The organism is Microbacterium sp. STRO-1N (assembly GCF_057748015.1).
In genome coordinates, this window is the sequence record NZ_CM173234.1 from 1,123,068 (window position 1) to 1,138,810 (window position 15,743).

General features: G+C 68.7%; 15 protein-coding genes. 9 read left to right on the plus strand and 6 right to left on the minus strand.

Annotated elements, in window-relative coordinates:
* Window positions 1-36: 36 nt before the first annotated feature.
* Entirely contained in the window at window positions 37-399 is a 363-nt protein-coding gene (locus tag AC3ANJ_RS05210) for a VOC family protein (RefSeq protein WP_488318541.1), read from the minus strand.
* Window positions 400-509: 110 nt separating this feature from the next.
* Between AC3ANJ_RS05210 and AC3ANJ_RS05215 the strand changes: the two genes are divergently transcribed.
* Window positions 510-1,043, plus strand: a complete 534-nt coding sequence (locus AC3ANJ_RS05215) for a DUF3817 domain-containing protein (RefSeq protein ID WP_406246284.1) — start codon at window positions 510-512, stop codon at window positions 1,041-1,043.
* On the plus strand, window positions 1,040-2,617 hold the full coding sequence (gene guaA, locus AC3ANJ_RS05220; RefSeq protein ID WP_488318542.1) for a glutamine-hydrolyzing GMP synthase: 1,578 nt from the start codon (window positions 1,040-1,042) through the stop codon (window positions 2,615-2,617). Before AC3ANJ_RS05215 ends, guaA begins: the two co-directional genes overlap by 4 nt.
* Window positions 2,618-2,678: 61 nt before the next feature.
* Here the strand turns inward: guaA and AC3ANJ_RS05225 are convergent, their stop codons facing one another.
* Together AC3ANJ_RS05225 and AC3ANJ_RS05230 are read right to left on the minus strand one after the other, a co-directional pair.
* Window positions 2,679-3,362 (minus strand): HAD family hydrolase, encoded by a 684-nt coding sequence (locus AC3ANJ_RS05225; RefSeq protein ID WP_488318543.1) that lies wholly within the window; start codon window positions 3,360-3,362, stop codon window positions 2,679-2,681.
* A 20-nt stretch (window positions 3,363-3,382) separates the two neighbouring features.
* Window positions 3,383-5,353, minus strand: a complete 1,971-nt coding sequence (locus AC3ANJ_RS05230; protein WP_488318544.1) for a TPM domain-containing protein — start codon at window positions 5,351-5,353, stop codon at window positions 3,383-3,385.
* A 132-nt stretch (window positions 5,354-5,485) separates the two neighbouring features.
* On the opposite strand from AC3ANJ_RS05230, the gene AC3ANJ_RS05235 reads away from it, so the two are divergent.
* Window positions 5,486-5,911: a YciI family protein gene (locus AC3ANJ_RS05235; RefSeq protein WP_488318545.1), complete on the plus strand. Its 426-nt coding sequence runs from the start codon at window positions 5,486-5,488 to the stop codon at window positions 5,909-5,911.
* A gap of 1 nt (window position 5,912) precedes the next feature.
* Window positions 5,913-7,196, plus strand: coding sequence for an RNA polymerase sigma factor (locus tag AC3ANJ_RS05240; RefSeq protein ID WP_488318546.1), 1,284 nt, complete (start codon window positions 5,913-5,915; stop codon window positions 7,194-7,196).
* On the opposite strand, the gene AC3ANJ_RS05245 is transcribed toward AC3ANJ_RS05240, so the two are convergent.
* Window positions 7,186-7,458, minus strand: a complete 273-nt coding sequence (locus AC3ANJ_RS05245) for a GlsB/YeaQ/YmgE family stress response membrane protein (protein ID WP_264155504.1) — start codon at window positions 7,456-7,458, stop codon at window positions 7,186-7,188. The genes AC3ANJ_RS05240 and AC3ANJ_RS05245 overlap by 11 nt on opposite strands.
* A 124-nt stretch (window positions 7,459-7,582) precedes the next feature.
* On the minus strand, window positions 7,583-8,488 hold the full coding sequence (locus AC3ANJ_RS05250) for a Bax inhibitor-1/YccA family protein (protein WP_488318547.1): 906 nt from the start codon (window positions 8,486-8,488) through the stop codon (window positions 7,583-7,585).
* An 88-nt stretch (window positions 8,489-8,576) separates the two neighbouring features.
* Between AC3ANJ_RS05250 and AC3ANJ_RS05255 the strand changes: the two genes are divergently transcribed.
* Complete coding sequence (locus AC3ANJ_RS05255) at window positions 8,577-9,563, plus strand: glycerophosphodiester phosphodiesterase family protein (protein WP_488318548.1); 987 nt, start codon at window positions 8,577-8,579, stop codon at window positions 9,561-9,563.
* Between the two features lie 10 nt (window positions 9,564-9,573).
* Here the strand turns inward: AC3ANJ_RS05255 and AC3ANJ_RS05260 are convergent, their stop codons facing one another.
* Window positions 9,574-9,972 carry a YccF domain-containing protein gene (locus AC3ANJ_RS05260; RefSeq protein WP_376179045.1) on the minus strand — a complete coding sequence of 133 codons (399 nt, stop codon included), beginning with the start codon at window positions 9,970-9,972 and terminating at the stop codon, window positions 9,574-9,576.
* 98 nt (window positions 9,973-10,070) lie between these two features.
* Between AC3ANJ_RS05260 and AC3ANJ_RS05265 the strand changes: the two genes are divergently transcribed.
* The 4 genes from AC3ANJ_RS05265 to AC3ANJ_RS05280 all read left to right on the plus strand — a co-directional run bounded on the left by AC3ANJ_RS05265 (window position 10,071) and on the right by AC3ANJ_RS05280 (window position 15,716).
* A complete protein-coding gene (locus tag AC3ANJ_RS05265) occupies window positions 10,071-11,039 on the plus strand; it encodes an ABC transporter ATP-binding protein (RefSeq protein ID WP_488318549.1) in 969 nt (322 codons plus the stop codon).
* Entirely contained in the window at window positions 11,036-12,055 is a 1,020-nt protein-coding gene (locus AC3ANJ_RS05270) for an ABC transporter permease (RefSeq protein ID WP_488318550.1), read from the plus strand. Before AC3ANJ_RS05265 ends, AC3ANJ_RS05270 begins: the two co-directional genes overlap by 4 nt.
* 50 nt (window positions 12,056-12,105) lie before the next feature.
* The gene (locus tag AC3ANJ_RS05275; protein ID WP_488318551.1) at window positions 12,106-14,523 is read left to right on the plus strand and encodes an ATP-dependent helicase; all 2,418 of its coding nucleotides are present in this window, start codon (window positions 12,106-12,108) and stop codon (window positions 14,521-14,523) included.
* Between the two features lie 68 nt (window positions 14,524-14,591).
* The gene (locus AC3ANJ_RS05280; protein WP_488318552.1) at window positions 14,592-15,716 is read left to right on the plus strand and encodes an SseB family protein; all 1,125 of its coding nucleotides are present in this window, start codon (window positions 14,592-14,594) and stop codon (window positions 15,714-15,716) included.
* Window positions 15,717-15,743 lie beyond the last annotated feature (27 nt).

Genomic DNA, 15,743 nt, shown 5'->3' on the forward strand with positions numbered 1-15,743 from the left:
CCGGGAGCGATCCCGGCGGCCTCCTTCGTATCCCGCTCAGGCTGCCGACGCCCAGACGAACCCGTCCGGATCCGTCGCGCCGCCGATCGTGCTGCTGATCGCCAGACGATGCGAGCCGCTGCCGTCGGACTCGACCCCGACGGATTTCGCGAGTGCCGCGCGCTTGTACAGGCCCAGCCCGATCGAGCCTTCTGGCGCGGCGATCGCGTCGTCCAGCAGCAGCCGCGCATCGGCGGGCTGGGCGACGATCAGCGACAGCGTGTAGCCGCGGAAACCGCTCGTCGCGGCATCCGATGAGCGCAGCCGCAGGCGATCACCGAGCCCGAAGACGCGGGAGTAGAAGTCCTGAGCAGCCGAGAGGTCGGAGACTTCGAGAGTGAGGGAGTCGATGCGGTTCATGTCCATCACGCTACGGTCCGGGATCGGGCGGGACTTCTCGATTCCTGACCGACCTGGCGGTGCCGCCCGCACGCCAGGAGCGGTACCGGTGCGCGGGTAGACTGGACCTCATGCGCGAACCGAAAGCAGCCTCCTTCCCGAAGATCCGCGGGGCGCTGAAGTTCTACCAGATCGCGTCGATCATCACCGGTGTCATGCTCCTGCTGCTGCTCGCCGAGATGATCCTGAAGTACAGCCCCACGCACATCGAGCTCTTCGCGGGCGGTTCGGGCGGCTTCCTCTGGTTCGCGCCGGTCATCGTCGGCGACGGATGCCAGTGGTATTCACTGTTCGTCCCCGGCGGGATGGGGTGCGAGCTCGACTCCACCGGGCAGACGGCCGGCGGCCTGAACCTCTCGCAGTTCGTCCTCGTGGCGCACGGCTGGTTCTACGTCGTCTACCTGTTCGCGTGCTTCCGCGTGTGGAGCCTGATGCGCTGGGCATTCCCGCGCTTCATCATGCTCGCGCTGGGCGGCATCGTGCCGCTGCTGTCGTTCTTCATGGAGGCCAAGGTCTCCCGTGAAGTGAAGATCTATCTCGCTTCCCGCGAGGCCGCGATCGCGGCCGACGCATCCGACCCCACCACTCAGGAGGCCGCGCGATGAGCGCTGACACCGCCCAGCGTCCCGTGCTCGTCGTCGACTTCGGCGCGCAGTACGCCCAGCTGATCGCCCGCCGCGTCCGCGAGGCAGGCGTCTACAGCGAGATCGTCCCGCACACGGTCACGGCCGCGGAGATCGCCGCGCAGAACCCGGTTGCGCTGATCCTCTCGGGCGGACCCTCGTCGGTGTACGAAGAGGGCGCTCCGGCGCTCGACGGCGGGATCTTCGCCCTCGGCATCCCGACCCTCGGCATCTGCTATGGCTTCCAGGTGATGGCCCGCGCCCTCGGCGGCGAGGTCGCGAACACCGGCCTGCGCGAGTACGGCGCCACGGATGCCGCGCTCACCGGAGACGGGGGAGTGCTGCTCGGAGGACAGCCAGACACGCAGAACGTGTGGATGAGCCACGGCGATCAGGTCGCGCGTGCACCCGAGGGCTTCGAGGTGCTGGCGTCCACCGAGGCGACTCCGGTCGCTGCCTTCGGGAGCGCAGAGAAGTGCTTCTACGGCGTGCAGTGGCACCCCGAGGTCAAGCACTCAGACCACGGTCAGGAGGTCATCGAGAACTTCCTGCACAAGGCCGCCGGTCTCGCCGCGGATTGGAACAGCGGCAACGTCATCGAGGAGCAGGTCGCGCGCATCCGCGAGCAGGTCGGTTCGGCGCGGGTCATCTCCGCGCTCTCCGGCGGCGTCGACTCCGCCGTCTCGACCGCTCTCGTGCACAGGGCGATCGGCGACCAGCTGACCGCGGTCTTCGTCGATCACGGTCTGCTCCGCAAGGGCGAGCGCGAGCAGGTCGAGCAGGATTACGTCGCCTCGACCGGCGTGCGCCTGATCACCGTGGACGCCGCCGACACGTTCCTCGGCTTCCTCGAGGGGGTCACGGATCCCGAGGAGAAGCGCAAGATCATCGGCCGCGAGTTCATCCGCGCTTTCGAGAAGGTCCAGCGCGAGCTCGTGGACGAGGCCAAGGCATCCGGTGAGCCGGTCAAGTTCCTCGTGCAGGGCACGCTGTACCCCGACGTCGTCGAATCCGGCGGCGGCACGGGAACCGCGAACATCAAGTCGCACCACAATGTCGGCGGTCTCCCCGATGACCTCGACTTCGAGCTCATCGAGCCGCTGCGCACGCTGTTCAAGGACGAGGTCCGTCAGATCGGCCGCGACCTCGGGCTCCCCGAGGCGATCGTGGGACGTCAGCCGTTTCCGGGCCCCGGCCTCGGCATCCGCATCGTGGGTGAGGTCACCGCTGACCGCCTCGAGATTCTGCGCGACGCCGACGCCATCGCCCGCGAGGAGCTGACCAAGGCGGGCCTGGACCAGCAGATCTGGCAGTGCCCCGTCGTGCTGCTGGCCGACGTGCGCTCGGTCGGCGTCCAGGGCGACGGCCGCACCTACGGTCACCCGATCGTGCTGCGTCCGGTGTCCAGCGAGGACGCCATGACCGCGGACTGGACGCGTCTTCCCTACGACGTGCTCTCCAAGATCTCCAACCGCATCACGAACGAGGTGCGCGAGGTCAACCGCGTCGTGCTCGACGTCACGTCGAAGCCCCCGGGGACCATCGAGTGGGAGTGATCTGAACACGGGAGCGGATGCCGAGGCATCTGCTCCCGTGTCGTTTCCGGGAAGGGACGCCTCAGCCGGATGCCGCGACGATCCGCGCCGCCTCCAGGATCGTCATGCCGCGCGAATCAGGGTACGCGCCGTCTGCCAGCAACGCACGGATGCCGAGAGCCTCGGCGCCCTGGACGTCGGCGATCGGGTTGTCGCCGATCATCCAGGTGTCGGAGCCGGCGGCCGCCGCCTCGAGCGCGTACCGGAAGAGCGCCGGGTTCGGCTTCTCGATGCCCACGGCCGCGCTCGTGATGGTCAGGTCGACGTGCAGCCCGAGGGCGTCGATCAGCCCGGGGAGCTCTGGCCCGTGGTTGCTGAGGATCACGTTGGCGTATCCGGCATCCCGAACCAGATCGAGGGCATCAGCGGCGCCGTCGATCAGCTCCCACGCATCCAGGCGGTAGAACTGCGCCGCGACTCCGGACGCGGCTGCCACCGCGACGCCATCACCGACGCCGCAGGCGCGGTATGCGCGCTCGAAGACCGGGCGGAGTCGCTCCCACCATTCCTGCGGAGTCAGTGGCGGCGTCGTGACGTCCGGGGTGTGCCAGGGGAACGCGGTGCGCAGGTGCGGCCGCACCTCTTCGCGATCGACGGCGATGCTCGCATCGACCTGTCGCAGCGCGTCGACGAGCGCCCCGGCGAACAGGCCGTCGCGTCGCGCGAGGGTGCCGTCGAAGTCCCAGAAGACGACGCGCTCGGCCACAGGGGATTCCGTGACCGCGGTCAGAACCGTCGCCCGCCGGAACGGCCGGACGACCGGCTCCCGCCGGAGGATCGGCTGCTCGAGGAGCGCGAGGATCCTCCCCACGACGAACGCGAGGAGGAGGAGCGCGACGAACCGCCCCATCCGGAGGAACTGCCGCCACCGCCACCGCCGTTGCCGCCGAACGCACCGGAGAGGGCTCCGAGCACGACTCCGCCGATGACGAACATCACGATGAGTCCCGGTGCGCCGTCGGCGACGCTGACGCTGCTGAAGAATCCGATCACGCCTCCGGTGACCCCGCCCCAGACGGCTTTTCCGCCGGTGCCATCGTCATCGTCCTCCACATACGCGTAGGAGCGCTTCCATGTCGTTCGCCCGTTCGCGCCGGCGGTCGGCACGTCGAACATGACGGCGTCGCCCTCAGTGGGAGATGGCGACCGGACGAACCGCCGGCTCTCCGGCGCGGCCGGCGATCCGATGAGACTCTGCACCTGTTCGGCGGCGGCGAGTGCGGACGCCGCTCGCAGCTCCGCATCGCTGGATCCGGTGGCGGCGACGGCCTCGGCGAGCTGCCGCTGCGCGAAGTACAGGCGCGTGAGGGGGAACGAGCTGACCTCGCCCGGTCGTGCCTGCACCGAGAGCTCCGCCGCTCGCACGGCGGCCTTCGCTCTGTCGAGGACCGACCCTGCTTCCTGCGCCGGCGCCCCTGGCGCTGCTGCCGAGGACTCCGGGGTCCGTGATGCGAGTGCGTCCGCTTCGGCGCCGACGGCATCCCGCAGGTCCTTCGCCTCGGCGAGCAGCCGCTCGATCTCGTGCACGGCCGCGGTGATGGCCTTCGGCCGGCGCGCGTCCACGGCCTTCTGCAGCGCCTCGAGCTGGACGTCCGCCGCGCGCAGCCGGCCGTCGATCTCGTCCGGATTGTCCGCCACGCCGACGAGATCGGTCGCGGAGAACGCCGCCGCGAGCGTGGACAGGCGATCCACGGCCTCGCCGGGGAAGGCCGAAGCGGCCTCCCACTCTGAGCGCAGCCGGGTCAGCGTGTCGGCCGCCCCGTCCGCCAGAGCCCGAAGCGATGCCAGCTCCCGCTTGCGTCCCTCGAGGTCGTCGTCGACCCGCCCGCACAGCCGGATGATGGCATCGGTCCAGGATCGGGTGTCGTCCGGGCTGTCCTCCTGGGCATCCTGAAGCTTCTCCAGAAGCTGGAACGCCTCCTGCAGGCGGCCTCGGCATTCGGTCAGCACGGCGGCGAACTCGGTCGTGGTCTCCTCGCCGAACTCCGCGGTGACGAAGCCGAGCTCCTGTTCGCTGGTGCGCACCGCCTCATCGGTCTGGACCAGCAGGCGCGCGGCGCGCTTCTTCTGGCCCTCCAGCGTCCGCAGCTCGGCGGCCAGGGCGGCCCGTCGCCGCAGGAAGATCACGAGACGCGCGACGAGGAAGATGATCAGCGCGAGACCTGCGAGGCCGAGAACCCACACCCACCACGGCCAGGGCACTTCGTCGAACTCGTCGGCGACGTATCCGATTCCGCCGACCCAGTCGTCGTCGGCGAGATACTCCGCACCGAGCTCGTCCTCGATGTCGAGAACGCGGGACTCGGAAAGCGGTCCGGCTGCGACCCCGTCGTCCCCGTACTCGGCTGAGATGGCGAGACTGCGACCGTCGGTGGCGATCGCCAGCAGGTACTGATCGGGTGCGAGGTTGTTGCGCAGCGCCGTCTCGTCGGCCCAGGTGAGCGCGTTGCCCGGGTTCTCGAAGTCCGGCACGAGCACGACGAAGAGTTCGGGGCGTCCCTCGGCTGACGCCAGTTCTCCGAGCTGCTGCTCGAGCTGCGCTTCCTCCGCATCGCCGAGAACGTCGGACAGGTCCGTGACGTAGCCCTGATCGAGTTCCGGCGGGGTCTCGGCGTGCGCGGCGCCGGAGCCGATCATGAGGGCAGTGAGCAGCGCGACCAGCCACCGGGCGCGCGTCGGTCGTATCCGCTTCGTCACCCCCAGAGGCTATCGCGTCGGCCCGCAGAGGATTTTCGGAAGAATTTCGGATGCCGTGTCGATCCGGTGTCTTCCCGTTCGACGTCTTCAGTGAGAGGGTCGAGACACGGCCCCACATCAAGGAGAACAACCATGAAGTACATGCTGATCATGCGCGCAGACGACTCGGGTGTCGAGGCGTATCAGGAGATCCCCTTCGAGCAGATCATCGAGGCCATGGGGAAGTACAACGAGTCGATGATGAAGGCCGGCGTGCTCGTGGCGGGCGAAGGGCTGACGGACGCAGCAGAGGGCTTCGTGGTCGACTACTCCGCCGAGACACCGCTCGTCACCGACGGTCCGTACGGTGAGACGAAGGAGCTGTTCAACGGCTTCTGGATCATCGAGGTCTCATCGCGTGAGGAAGCGGTCGAGTGGGCCAAGCGTGCGCCTCTCGGAGCCGGTGCCTTCCTCGAGGTGCGTCGCGTGACGGAGATGAGCGACTTCCCTGAGGACAACGAGTGGATCCAGAAGGAAGAGGGCTGGCGCGCGGAGCAGGCGCAGCGCTCCCAGGGCTGACATGAGCGAGACCTCACCCGCGCCGAGGGCGCACTCCACGGACGTGGAGCGCGCCCTCGCCGCCGTCTGGCGCATCGAGTCCGCGAAGATCACGGCGACGCTCACGCGCATGGTCGGAGACTTCTCGTCTGCCGAGGACCTCGCGCAGGAGGCGATCGTGGAGGCGCTGAAGCAATGGCCGTCGGAAGGGGTGCCGCGAAACCCGGCCGCCTGGCTCACCGCCGTGGCCAAGCGCCGCGCGATCGACGGCTGGCGACGTCAGGAGCGCTTCGATGACCGCGTGGCGGCGATCGCTCACGATCTCGAGCGGGAGCAGGCGGATGCCGCGACCGCAGACCCCTGGGATCCCGACGAGATCGATGACGACGTGCTGCGGCTCGTGTTCATCTCCTGCCACCCCGTTCTCTCCCGCGAGGCGCAGGTGGCGCTGACGCTGCGCGTCGTCGCCGGACTTTCGAGCGAGGAGATCGCGCGCGCCTTCATGATCCCGACCGCGACCGTCCAGCAGCGCATCGTGCGGGCGAAGAAGACACTGGCCGCAGCGAACGTGCCGTTCGAGGTGCCGCCGAGTCAGGAGCAGCCGGCGCGGCTGAGCGCCGTGCTGGGAGTGCTCTACCTGATCTTCAACGAGGGCCACGCGGCCTCGAGCGGCCCGGACTGGATGCGTCCGGAGTTGAGCTTCGAGGCGATCCGTCTCGCGCGGGTGCTCGCGGCGCTGCTGCCGAAGGAGCGCGATGCGCACAGCATCCTCGCCCTCATGGAGCTCACGGCGGCGCGCTTCCTGGCCCGCCTCGACGCGAACGGCGACCCCGTGCTGCTCGGCGATCAGGACCGCCGCCGCTGGGACCGCGGCCGCATCACCGCGGGGCGAGCGGCGCTCGCCCGCGCGGATGACCTCGGTGCACGCACGGCGTATGGCCTCCAGGCGGCGATCGCCGAGTGCCATGCCGTCGCGCCCTCCATCGACGACACTGACTGGGACCGAATCGTGGTGCTCTACGAGGCGCTCGGTCGGATCGCGCCGTCACCGGTCGTCGATCTGAACCGCGCGGCGGCGATCGCGATGGCCACCGGTCCGGCGTCCGCGCTGCGGGAGATCGATCGTCTCGCGGCCTCAGGTGCGCTGAAGGACTACCACCTGCTGCCGGCCACGCGAGGCGAACTCCTGCTGCGGATGGGCCGCGAGGACGAGGCGCGCGCAGAGTTCGCGGCCGCTGCCCGGCTGGCGGGCAACGACCGCGAACGTGCGATTCTGGAGGCGAAGGCCGCCGACGTCAGTCGTTGACCTTCTGGCCCCGGCCGGCGATGAGGCCGTAGATCAGCAGCACGATGATCGCGCCGCCGATGGCGAGCAACCACGTGCCGAGGTCCCAGAATTCGGTGAGCGGACGGTTCAGCAGGAGACTGCCCAACCAGCCGCCGAGGATCGCGCCGACGACGCCGAGCAGAAGGGTGATGAACCACCCGCCACCCTGCCGTCCTGGCAGGATCAGCTTGGCGATCGCACCGGCGATCAGTCCGAGGAGGAGGAATCCGAGGAAGCTCATGGTGGGCTCCTTTTCTGTAGTCGGTGTCCCCAGACTGGCCGTCGCGAGAACTTACGACAACCCCTTGACAACGCGGAAGGCCCGCCTCCGAGGAGACGGGCCTTCTTCGAGCTGCGGGAGCGGGTCAGTTGTCGCCGCGGACGATCGCGATGATGCGGAGGATCTCGACGTACAGCCACACGACCGTGACCATGATGCCGAAAGCGCCGAGCCAGCCGTACTTGCGCGGAGCGCCGTTGCGCACGCCCTGCTGGATCTGGTCGAAGTCCATGACCAGCGAGTACGCGGCCATGAAGACCACGAGGATGCCGATGATGAGGCCGAGCGGGATACCCATGATCGGCTGGCTGTAGAGGCCGAAGGCCTGGCCCTGCGGCAGGACACCCGTCCACATGAGGATGAGGTTCAGCACCGAGAAGACGAGGTAGCCGACCATGGCGATCATCACGATCTTGGTCATCTTCTTCGAGGCGCGGATCTTGCCGCTGGCGAAGAGCGCCAGCGTGACGCCGACGACGGAGAACGTCGCGAGCGTCGCCTGCATGACGATGCCGGGCCAGATGATCTCGAAGAAGGCGGAGATCGCTCCGACGAAGAGACCCTCGAACGCGGCATAGGCGAAGATCAACGCCGGGCGGACCTTCTTGCGCGAAGTGAAGGTGACGACCATCGCGAGGACGAAGCCACCCAGGGCGCCGACCATCCACGGGATCATGTTCGCCTCGCCCGTGGTGTAGAAGCTCGTGGCCGTCCACATCCAGCCGACCGCGGCGGTGGCGAGCAGGACGACGAACAGTCCGACGGTCTTCCAGACGGTGTCCTCGACGCTCATCCGGTCGGTCTCGACCGCGCCGGCGGCCGGAGCGGCGTACATGCCCTCCAGCTGCGCGTTCGTGGCGGCATCCACTCCGGCGTGCTGGAACGAGGCCGCCTGCGCGCCCTGAGCCGCCTGCGGTCCGCCGGGGTAGGTCGCGACATTGCGCGGATCCTGCTGCTGGAAAGCCGGGTTGTTGAATGCGAAGTTGCTCATCGTGGCCTCACTCCAAGGGGGGTCTTGATATCGCTTGTTAATACAGTACCCGGGCTGTCGGATGCGTGCGCTGTTCTACGCTGAGAGCATGCCAAGGAATGCGCCCCTCGTCATCGGTCATCGCGGCGCATCCGGGTATCGGCCGGAGCACAGCCGATCCGCCTACGAGCTCGCGCTGGCGATGGGAGTGGACGCGGTCGAGCCCGACGTGGTCGCGACCGGCGACGGAGTGCTCGTCGTGCGCCACGAGAACGAGATCTCGGGGACCACGGATGTGGCCGACCATCCGGAATTCGCGGAGCGCAGGACCACGAAGCGGATCGACGGCCAGGCGCTGACCGGCTGGTTCACGGAGGACTTCACCTGGGACGAACTCGCCACGCTGCGCGTCCGTGAGCGGGTTCCCGAGCTCCGGCAGTCGAGCGCCAGCTTCGACCGCGGGCAGCCGATCCTCCGGCTGATCGACGTCCTCGACCTCGTGCGCGACGGCTCGGCCGAGCACGGGCGCGAGATCGGCGTCGTGCTCGAGATCAAGCATGCGACCTACTTCGAGAGCATCGGTCTGGGCCTCGCGCCCTTGATCGCGCGTGATCTGCGCGCCGCGGGCTGGGCGGACGGCGAGCTGCCGCTCATCATCGAGTCCTTCGAATCGACCGTGCTCGCGCAACTGCGCGCGGCAGGCATCGCGGCATCCTACGTGTACCTGATCGAGGCGAAGGGGCGGCCGTACGATCAGCTCGTCGCGCACGGCAAGAAGGCGCTGACCTACCCGGCCACGGTGGAGTCGGCCGGTCTGGACGGCCTCGTCGGCCGAGTCGACGGGATCAGCGTGAACAAGCGGATGCTGCTGAGCACGCCGAATTCGATCGTCGCCGACGCGCATGCCAGAGGCCTGCAGGTGTTCACCTGGACGTGCCGCCCGGAGAACGCGTTCCTCTCGCCGGAGTTCCGCAGCGACGGTCCGCGTGAGGCCTACGGCGACTACGAGGGGGAGTGGCGCGCGATCGCGCGCACCGGTGTCGACGGGGTCTTCGTCGACCACCCGGATCTCGGCGTGGGCTTCTTCCGGAACTGACCTCCTGAGGTCACAGCGTCCGGTCGAAGGCGCCGGTTCCCGACTTGACGATCTCCTTGCCCAGCGGCATCAGCGACACGGGCACGAGCTTGAAGTCGGCGATGCCCATCGGGATGCCGATGATCGTGATGCACAGCGCGATGCCGGAGACGATGTGTCCGATCGCGAGCCACCATCCGGCGAGGATCACCCAGATGACGTTGCCGAGGAAGGACCCGACGCCGGCGGTCGGCCTGCTGACGACCTCGCGCCCGAACGGCCAGATGGCGTAGCCGGCGATGCGGAAGGAGGCGATCGCCCACGGGATCGTGATGATCGGGATGCACAGCAGAATGCCCGCGAGCACGTAGCCGAGGAACAGTGCCCACCCGGCCAGGATCAGCCAGATGATGTTGAGGATCGTGCGCATGCCCCGATTCTGCCAGTGCGCGCCTGAGGATCGACCATGCGCTGAGCGTCACCTGGCAGTTCCACGGTTCGGGTGCTCCGCGATGCCATGATGACCGGATGAGCGGAATCATCGCCGAGGGCGTCACCAGATCATTCGGCGAAGTGCACGCCGTCCGACACGCGAGCTTCCATGCCAGGGCCGGTCGGGTGACCGGACTGGTCGGCCCGAACGGCGCGGGGAAGACCACGTTGCTGCTGATGCTCGCCTCGCTGCTCGCGCCCGATACCGGCAGCATCCGCATCGGCGACATCGACCCAGTGACCGAGCCACTCGCGGCGAGGCGACTCCTTGGATGGATGCCGGATGCGCTGGGCGCCTGGCCATCGCTGACAGCCAGGGAGACCATCACCACGACGGCTCGGCTGTACGACATGTCCAAGCCGGATGCGGCGGCTCGCGCGACCGAACTGCTGGCGCTGGTCGGCCTGCAGGAGCTCGCGGACGCGCCCGCGAAGGTGCTCTCACGCGGACAGAAGCAGAAGCTCGGACTGGCGCGCGCGCTCGTGCACGACCCGCAGGTGCTGCTGCTCGACGAGCCGGCATCCGGGCTCGATCCGCAAGCGCGGGTTCACCTGCGCCTGCTGCTGCGCGACTTCGCGAGCCAGGGTCGGACGGTGCTGATCTCGAGCCACATCCTGTCCGAGTTGGAGGAGGTCGTCGACGACGCGGTGTTCCTCGTGGCGGGTTCCGTCGTCGACGCGGCCCCCGCCCCGTCGGCCACCCGCGCGTGGCGCGTCCGGCTGGCGGGCGCGACCGATGAGCGCTTCAGCGCCGATGCCTGGCAGGTCGCGTCGACTCTCGGCATCCCGGTCGAGTCGGTCGGAGCGGACCGCGGCGCGGTCGTCGTCGGGTTCCCCGGCGAGGATGCCGCGGCAGCCGCTCTGCGCCTGCTCATCGAGGCGCGACTCGCGGTCGCGGAGTTCGCACCGGCGCAGAGCGCTCTCGAGCACACGTTCCTCAACCTCCGCAGCGCGACGGCATCGCCGCCGGCGCATCCCTCGTCCGAAACGGAGGCTGGTGCATGAGCGCCGCGCACATCGCAACGATCGCACGACTCGAACTGACGCAGCGGCTGCGCAGCGTCGGCTGGTACATCCTGCTCGGCGTCTTCGCGCTGCTGCTCGTCGGGATCACCGCACTGGCCTTCATGGTCTACTCCTGGGGCGACGCGATGGGTGCAGGGGTGTACTCGATCATCGTGAACGTGGTGCTGCTGCTCGTCGTGCTCGTCTCGCCGACGCTCAGCGGCAACGCGATCAACGGCGATCGCGAGGCGGCGACGCTCGCAGCGATCCAGGTGACGGCGGCGTCCACGGGCGACATCATGCTCGGAAAACTCCTCGCCGCGATCGCGACCGGCGGAGCGTTCCTGCTGGTCGCGCTGCCGTTCCTCGCGATCGGGCTGCTCGGCGGCGGTGCGAACGCGCTCGTGCTGCTCGTCTCGCTGCTGATCCTGGCCGTCGAGATCGTGATCGTCGCCACGATCGGCGTGGGGCTGAGCGGGATCATCGCGCGTCCGCTGTTCTCGGTCGCCGCGACGTACCTCGTCGTCGCCGCCCTCACGATCGGGACGCTCATCGTGTTCGGGCTCGGTGGCGCAGCGCTGCGCAGCGAGGCGACCAGCTACAGCCGGCCCTACGACACGAACGGCGAAGTGAACTGCGACGAGTGGGAGACGTATACCTACGAGGTTCCCCGGTTCGACCGCGTGTGGTGGGTGCTGGCGGCCAACCCCTTCGTCGTGCTCGCCGATGCGACGCCGACGGAGTTCAACGATGACGGCTATCCGGTCGACATGTTCGGTCAGATCAAGCTCGGGGTGCGAGCGGCGCAGCAGCCGCCGGTCGAGCAGCGCTGGGATGAGTGCGCGGGGAACTACGGCGACATGCGCACGCCGGAGGAGATCATGGAAGGAACGGTGCCGAGCTGGTTCGTCGGTCTCGGCATCCAGATCCTGATCGCCGGCGGCCTGTTCGCCGGCGCCTGGTCGCGCACGCGGACGCCGGCGCGACGCCTGCCGCCGGGGACCCGCATCGCCTGAGGCGTTCGTCGGAGCGCCGTGTCGGTGGCGCCGCTTAGACTCGATAGGACATGACCGACGCACCTCTCATCGTTCCCGGAACAGCCGGGCCCCAGGCGCAGGACGACCTCCTGGCAGGCCTCAATCCGCAGCAGCTCGAAGCAGTGACCTATCGCGGCCCCGCGCTGCTCATCGTGGCGGGTGCCGGCTCGGGCAAGACGAGCGTGCTGACGCGCCGCATCGCCTCGCTGCTGCGGGGACGCGAGGCATGGCCGAGCCAGATCCTCGCCATCACCTTCACGAACAAGGCCGCCGGCGAGATGCGCGAGCGGGTCGGCGCGCTCGTCGGCGAAGCCTCCCGCGGCATGTGGATCTCGACGTTCCACTCCGCATGCGTGCGGATCCTGCGGCGCGAGGCCGAGCAGTTCGGCTTCACCAAGACATTCACGATCTACGACTCCGGCGACTCGCGCGCGCTCATCAAACGGCTCGTGAAAGAGCACGAGGCCGACGCATACGGACTCACCCCGGCATCCGTGCAGTCCCGCATCTCCAAGCTCAAGAACGAGCTGTCGGATGCCGAGGCCTACGCCCGTCAGGCGAACATGTCCGATCCGGCCGAGCGCCTCTTCGTCGAGATCTTCGGCGACTATCAGCGCCAGCTGCAGAAGGCGAACGCGTTCGATTTCGACGATCTCATCGGACAGACCGTCTTCCTGTTCCGCGCCTTCCCGCAGGTCGCGGACACCTATCGGCGACGGTTCCGGCACATTCTCGTCGACGAGTACCAGGACACCAACCACGCGCAGTACGCGCTGATCCACGAACTGACGCGTCCCGTGTCGTCGAGCGCCCCCGACCCGTATGCCGCGAACGGCATGATGATCTTCGAGCCCGAGACGTCACCGGCACTCGAAGGCGCGTCGCTGACCGTCGTCGGCGACAGCGATCAGTCGATCTACGCCTTCCGCGGTGCGGACATCCGCAACATCAGCGAGTTCGAGCGCGACTTCCCCGGTGCGAAGGTCGTGCTCCTCGAACAGAACTACCGCTCGACGCAGAACATCCTCTCGGCGGCGAACGCGGTGATCGGCAACAACTTCGACCGCAAGGACAAGAAGCTGTGGACCGATCGCGGTGACGGCGAGAAGATCGTCGGCTTCACCGGGTACTCGCAGCACGATGAGGCGCAGTTCGTCGCGGACGAGGTCGAGGCGCTGCATCGAAAGGGCATCCCGTACTCCGAGGTGGCGGTGTTCTACCGCACGAACTCGCAGTCGCGTGCGCTCGAGGAGATCTTCATCCGCTCTGCCGTCCCGTACAAGATCATGGGCGGCACGAAGTTCTACGAGCGCGCCGAGATCAAGGACGCGCTGGCGTACCTCGTCTCCGTCGCGAACCCCGCCGACGAGATGTCGCTGCGACGCATCCTGAACAAGCCGCGACGCGGCATCGGCGACGTCACAGAGACGGCGATCGCGCGGTTCGCCGAGGACCACGGCATCACGTTCCGCGAGGCGCTGTCGCGCCCCGCCGAGCTCGGCGTCGGGCCCAAGCTGCAGGCGGCCATCGCGCACCTGGATGCCGTGCTGGCCGAGGCATCCGAGATCGTGCTGCCCTCTTCCGGCGAGGTGCCGCCGGCGACGTCGGTCGCAGACGGACTCACGCTGCTGCTCGCGAAGAGCGGCTATCTGGATGCGCTGCGCGCGAGCCGCGACCCTCAGGATGAGGCGCGCGTCGAGAACCTCGACGAGTTCGTGGCCGTGACGCGTGACTTCGCTCGCAACAACCCCGACGGAACCATCGTGGACTTCCTCACCGACGTCGCGCTGGTCTCGGACGCCGACGACCTGGATGACGAGTCCGGCTCGGTGTCGATGATGACGATGCACACCGCGAAGGGCCTGGAGTACGACGCCGTGTTCGTCACGGGCGTCGAGGAGGACCTCATCCCGCACCGCATCTCGGCGGGTGAGCCGGGTGGTCCGCAGGAGGAGCGGCGACTGTTCTACGTCGGCATCACGCGCGCACGCAAGCGTCTGCATCTGTCGCTCGCGATGACCCGCGCACAGTTCGGTGAGGTGACGGTGGCGATGCCGAGCCGGTTCCTGCAGGAGATCCCCGCCGGTCTCATCGACTGGCGCCAGTCGCCCGGGGATGTGAACTCGCGCGGCGGGACGCAGTCGCGTGCGCTCAACGCGCGTCGTCCCGGCGGGGGCGGAGATCGGTTCGGAGTGAAGCCGCTCGGCAGCTCGCTCAAGCCGCTGTCGACGTCGATGGATCGTTTCCCCAACAAGGTCACCTCGAAGGTGCGGGACAACGGCGACCTCGAACTCACTGCCGGTGACCGCATCCGCCACGAGGATTTCGGCGAGGGGCGGGTGGATGCCGTGACCGGCGAAGGCGCGAAACGCATCGCGCACGTGCGGTTCGACTCGGCGGGGCAGAAGAAGCTCCTCATCAAGATCGCGCCGATCGAGAAGCTGTAGCGGCGCGCGGTCGCCCGCAGCGGGCGGCGGTGCGGTCCACGCGCGCGGCGGCGATTAGGCTGACTGGCATGGCATTGTTCTCCCGCCGCAAGAAGTCCGCCGACGACGCCGTCCCGGTCGCTGAGCCGACCGTCGACGAGGCGGACGATGCGGTTCAGCCCGACGACCCGACGACGGATCAGCCCGAGAGCGAGGCGGCTCCCACGGTCGGCATCTCGGTGCAGGCGTTCCGTGGCGTCGGCGCGGACGCCGGACCCGAGGTCACGCTGCCGAGCACCGAGCCCGCCGCACCGCGCCCGCAGGTTCAGGCATCCGCGCCCTCCGCACCGACGGCCCCCGCATCTCCGGCGAAGCGCACCCTGCCGCTGGCGGCCGCTCTTCCTCCCGAGCAGACCGAGACGGTTGCCGGGATGAAGGACAACGTCCTGCTCCGCGAGGCCCTCGCCGAACTCGCCGAGGGCGCGACCAACGAGCAGCTGCTGGGTGTGCTCCGTCAGGCGCTTCAGGGTCATCTGTATCTCCGTGTCAACGGCGACGCCCGCACGCAGATCGCCGAGGGGCAGGCGCTCTCGATCGCCGTGGTCCGCGACGAGGACCGCTCGTTCATGCTCGCCTTCAGCAACGCCGCTTCGGTGCGCGACTCGGTGCAGCGCGAGACCGACCCGACCGCGACGTCCGCGGTCGCCCAGCCGGTGACATCGGTCATCCAGCAGGTCGTCGCCGGCGAGTTCACCGGGCTGATCATCGACAACGCGTCGGGCGTCCACCGCGCGGTCTTCCCGACCGAGGTGCTGAAGAAGGCACTCGACCAGGCCGACCCCGACCTCACGATCAAGACGCTGCTGTCGGGTCCTCGCGAGGCGGACACCGCGGTCAAGGTCGGCGAAGCACTGGCGAAGACCAAGGCGTGGGTCGCCGTCAACGACGGCACGTCCAGCGGTCAGGTGGGCATCGCCGAGGCGCAGACCCCCGACGGCAAGCGATTCCTCCAGCTCTTCTCGCACCCGCTCGAGGTCGTCGCACTCGGTCGCGGAGACCGACCGATGCCGTTCACGCCGGAGCAGCTCGCCAAGGTGCTCTCCACGCACCCGGAGATGGCCGGCATCCTCGTGGACGCCGCCGGCCCGTCGATCATCGTCGAGCGCGACGCGCTCGCGCCGGTGCTGGTGCTCGCGGTCGATCTCGGAGACTGAACCGCCCGACCCTGGCCGACGCCGTCG

What these genes read in the sequence shown, in the direction of transcription:
- AC3ANJ_RS05210 (WP_488318541.1), bottom strand. Translation starts at nt 399, where the DNA reads ATGAACCGCATCGACTCCCTCACTCTCGAAGTCTCCGACCTCTCGGCT.
- AC3ANJ_RS05215 (WP_406246284.1), top strand. Translation starts at nt 510, where the DNA reads ATGCGCGAACCGAAAGCAGCCTCCTTCCCGAAGATCCGCGGGGCGCTG.
- guaA (WP_488318542.1), top strand. Translation starts at nt 1,040, where the DNA reads ATGAGCGCTGACACCGCCCAGCGTCCCGTGCTCGTCGTCGACTTCGGC.
- AC3ANJ_RS05235 (WP_488318545.1), top strand. Translation starts at nt 5,486, where the DNA reads ATGAAGTACATGCTGATCATGCGCGCAGACGACTCGGGTGTCGAGGCG.
- AC3ANJ_RS05240 (WP_488318546.1), top strand. Translation starts at nt 5,913, where the DNA reads ATGAGCGAGACCTCACCCGCGCCGAGGGCGCACTCCACGGACGTGGAG.
- AC3ANJ_RS05245 (WP_264155504.1), bottom strand. Translation starts at nt 7,458, where the DNA reads ATGAGCTTCCTCGGATTCCTCCTCCTCGGACTGATCGCCGGTGCGATC.
- AC3ANJ_RS05250 (WP_488318547.1), bottom strand. Translation starts at nt 8,488, where the DNA reads ATGAGCAACTTCGCATTCAACAACCCGGCTTTCCAGCAGCAGGATCCG.
- AC3ANJ_RS05255 (WP_488318548.1), top strand. Translation starts at nt 8,577, where the DNA reads ATGCCAAGGAATGCGCCCCTCGTCATCGGTCATCGCGGCGCATCCGGG.
- AC3ANJ_RS05260 (WP_376179045.1), bottom strand. Translation starts at nt 9,972, where the DNA reads ATGCGCACGATCCTCAACATCATCTGGCTGATCCTGGCCGGGTGGGCA.
- AC3ANJ_RS05265 (WP_488318549.1), top strand. Translation starts at nt 10,071, where the DNA reads ATGAGCGGAATCATCGCCGAGGGCGTCACCAGATCATTCGGCGAAGTG.
- AC3ANJ_RS05270 (WP_488318550.1), top strand. Translation starts at nt 11,036, where the DNA reads ATGAGCGCCGCGCACATCGCAACGATCGCACGACTCGAACTGACGCAG.
- AC3ANJ_RS05275 (WP_488318551.1), top strand. Translation starts at nt 12,106, where the DNA reads ATGACCGACGCACCTCTCATCGTTCCCGGAACAGCCGGGCCCCAGGCG.
- AC3ANJ_RS05280 (WP_488318552.1), top strand. Translation starts at nt 14,592, where the DNA reads ATGGCATTGTTCTCCCGCCGCAAGAAGTCCGCCGACGACGCCGTCCCG.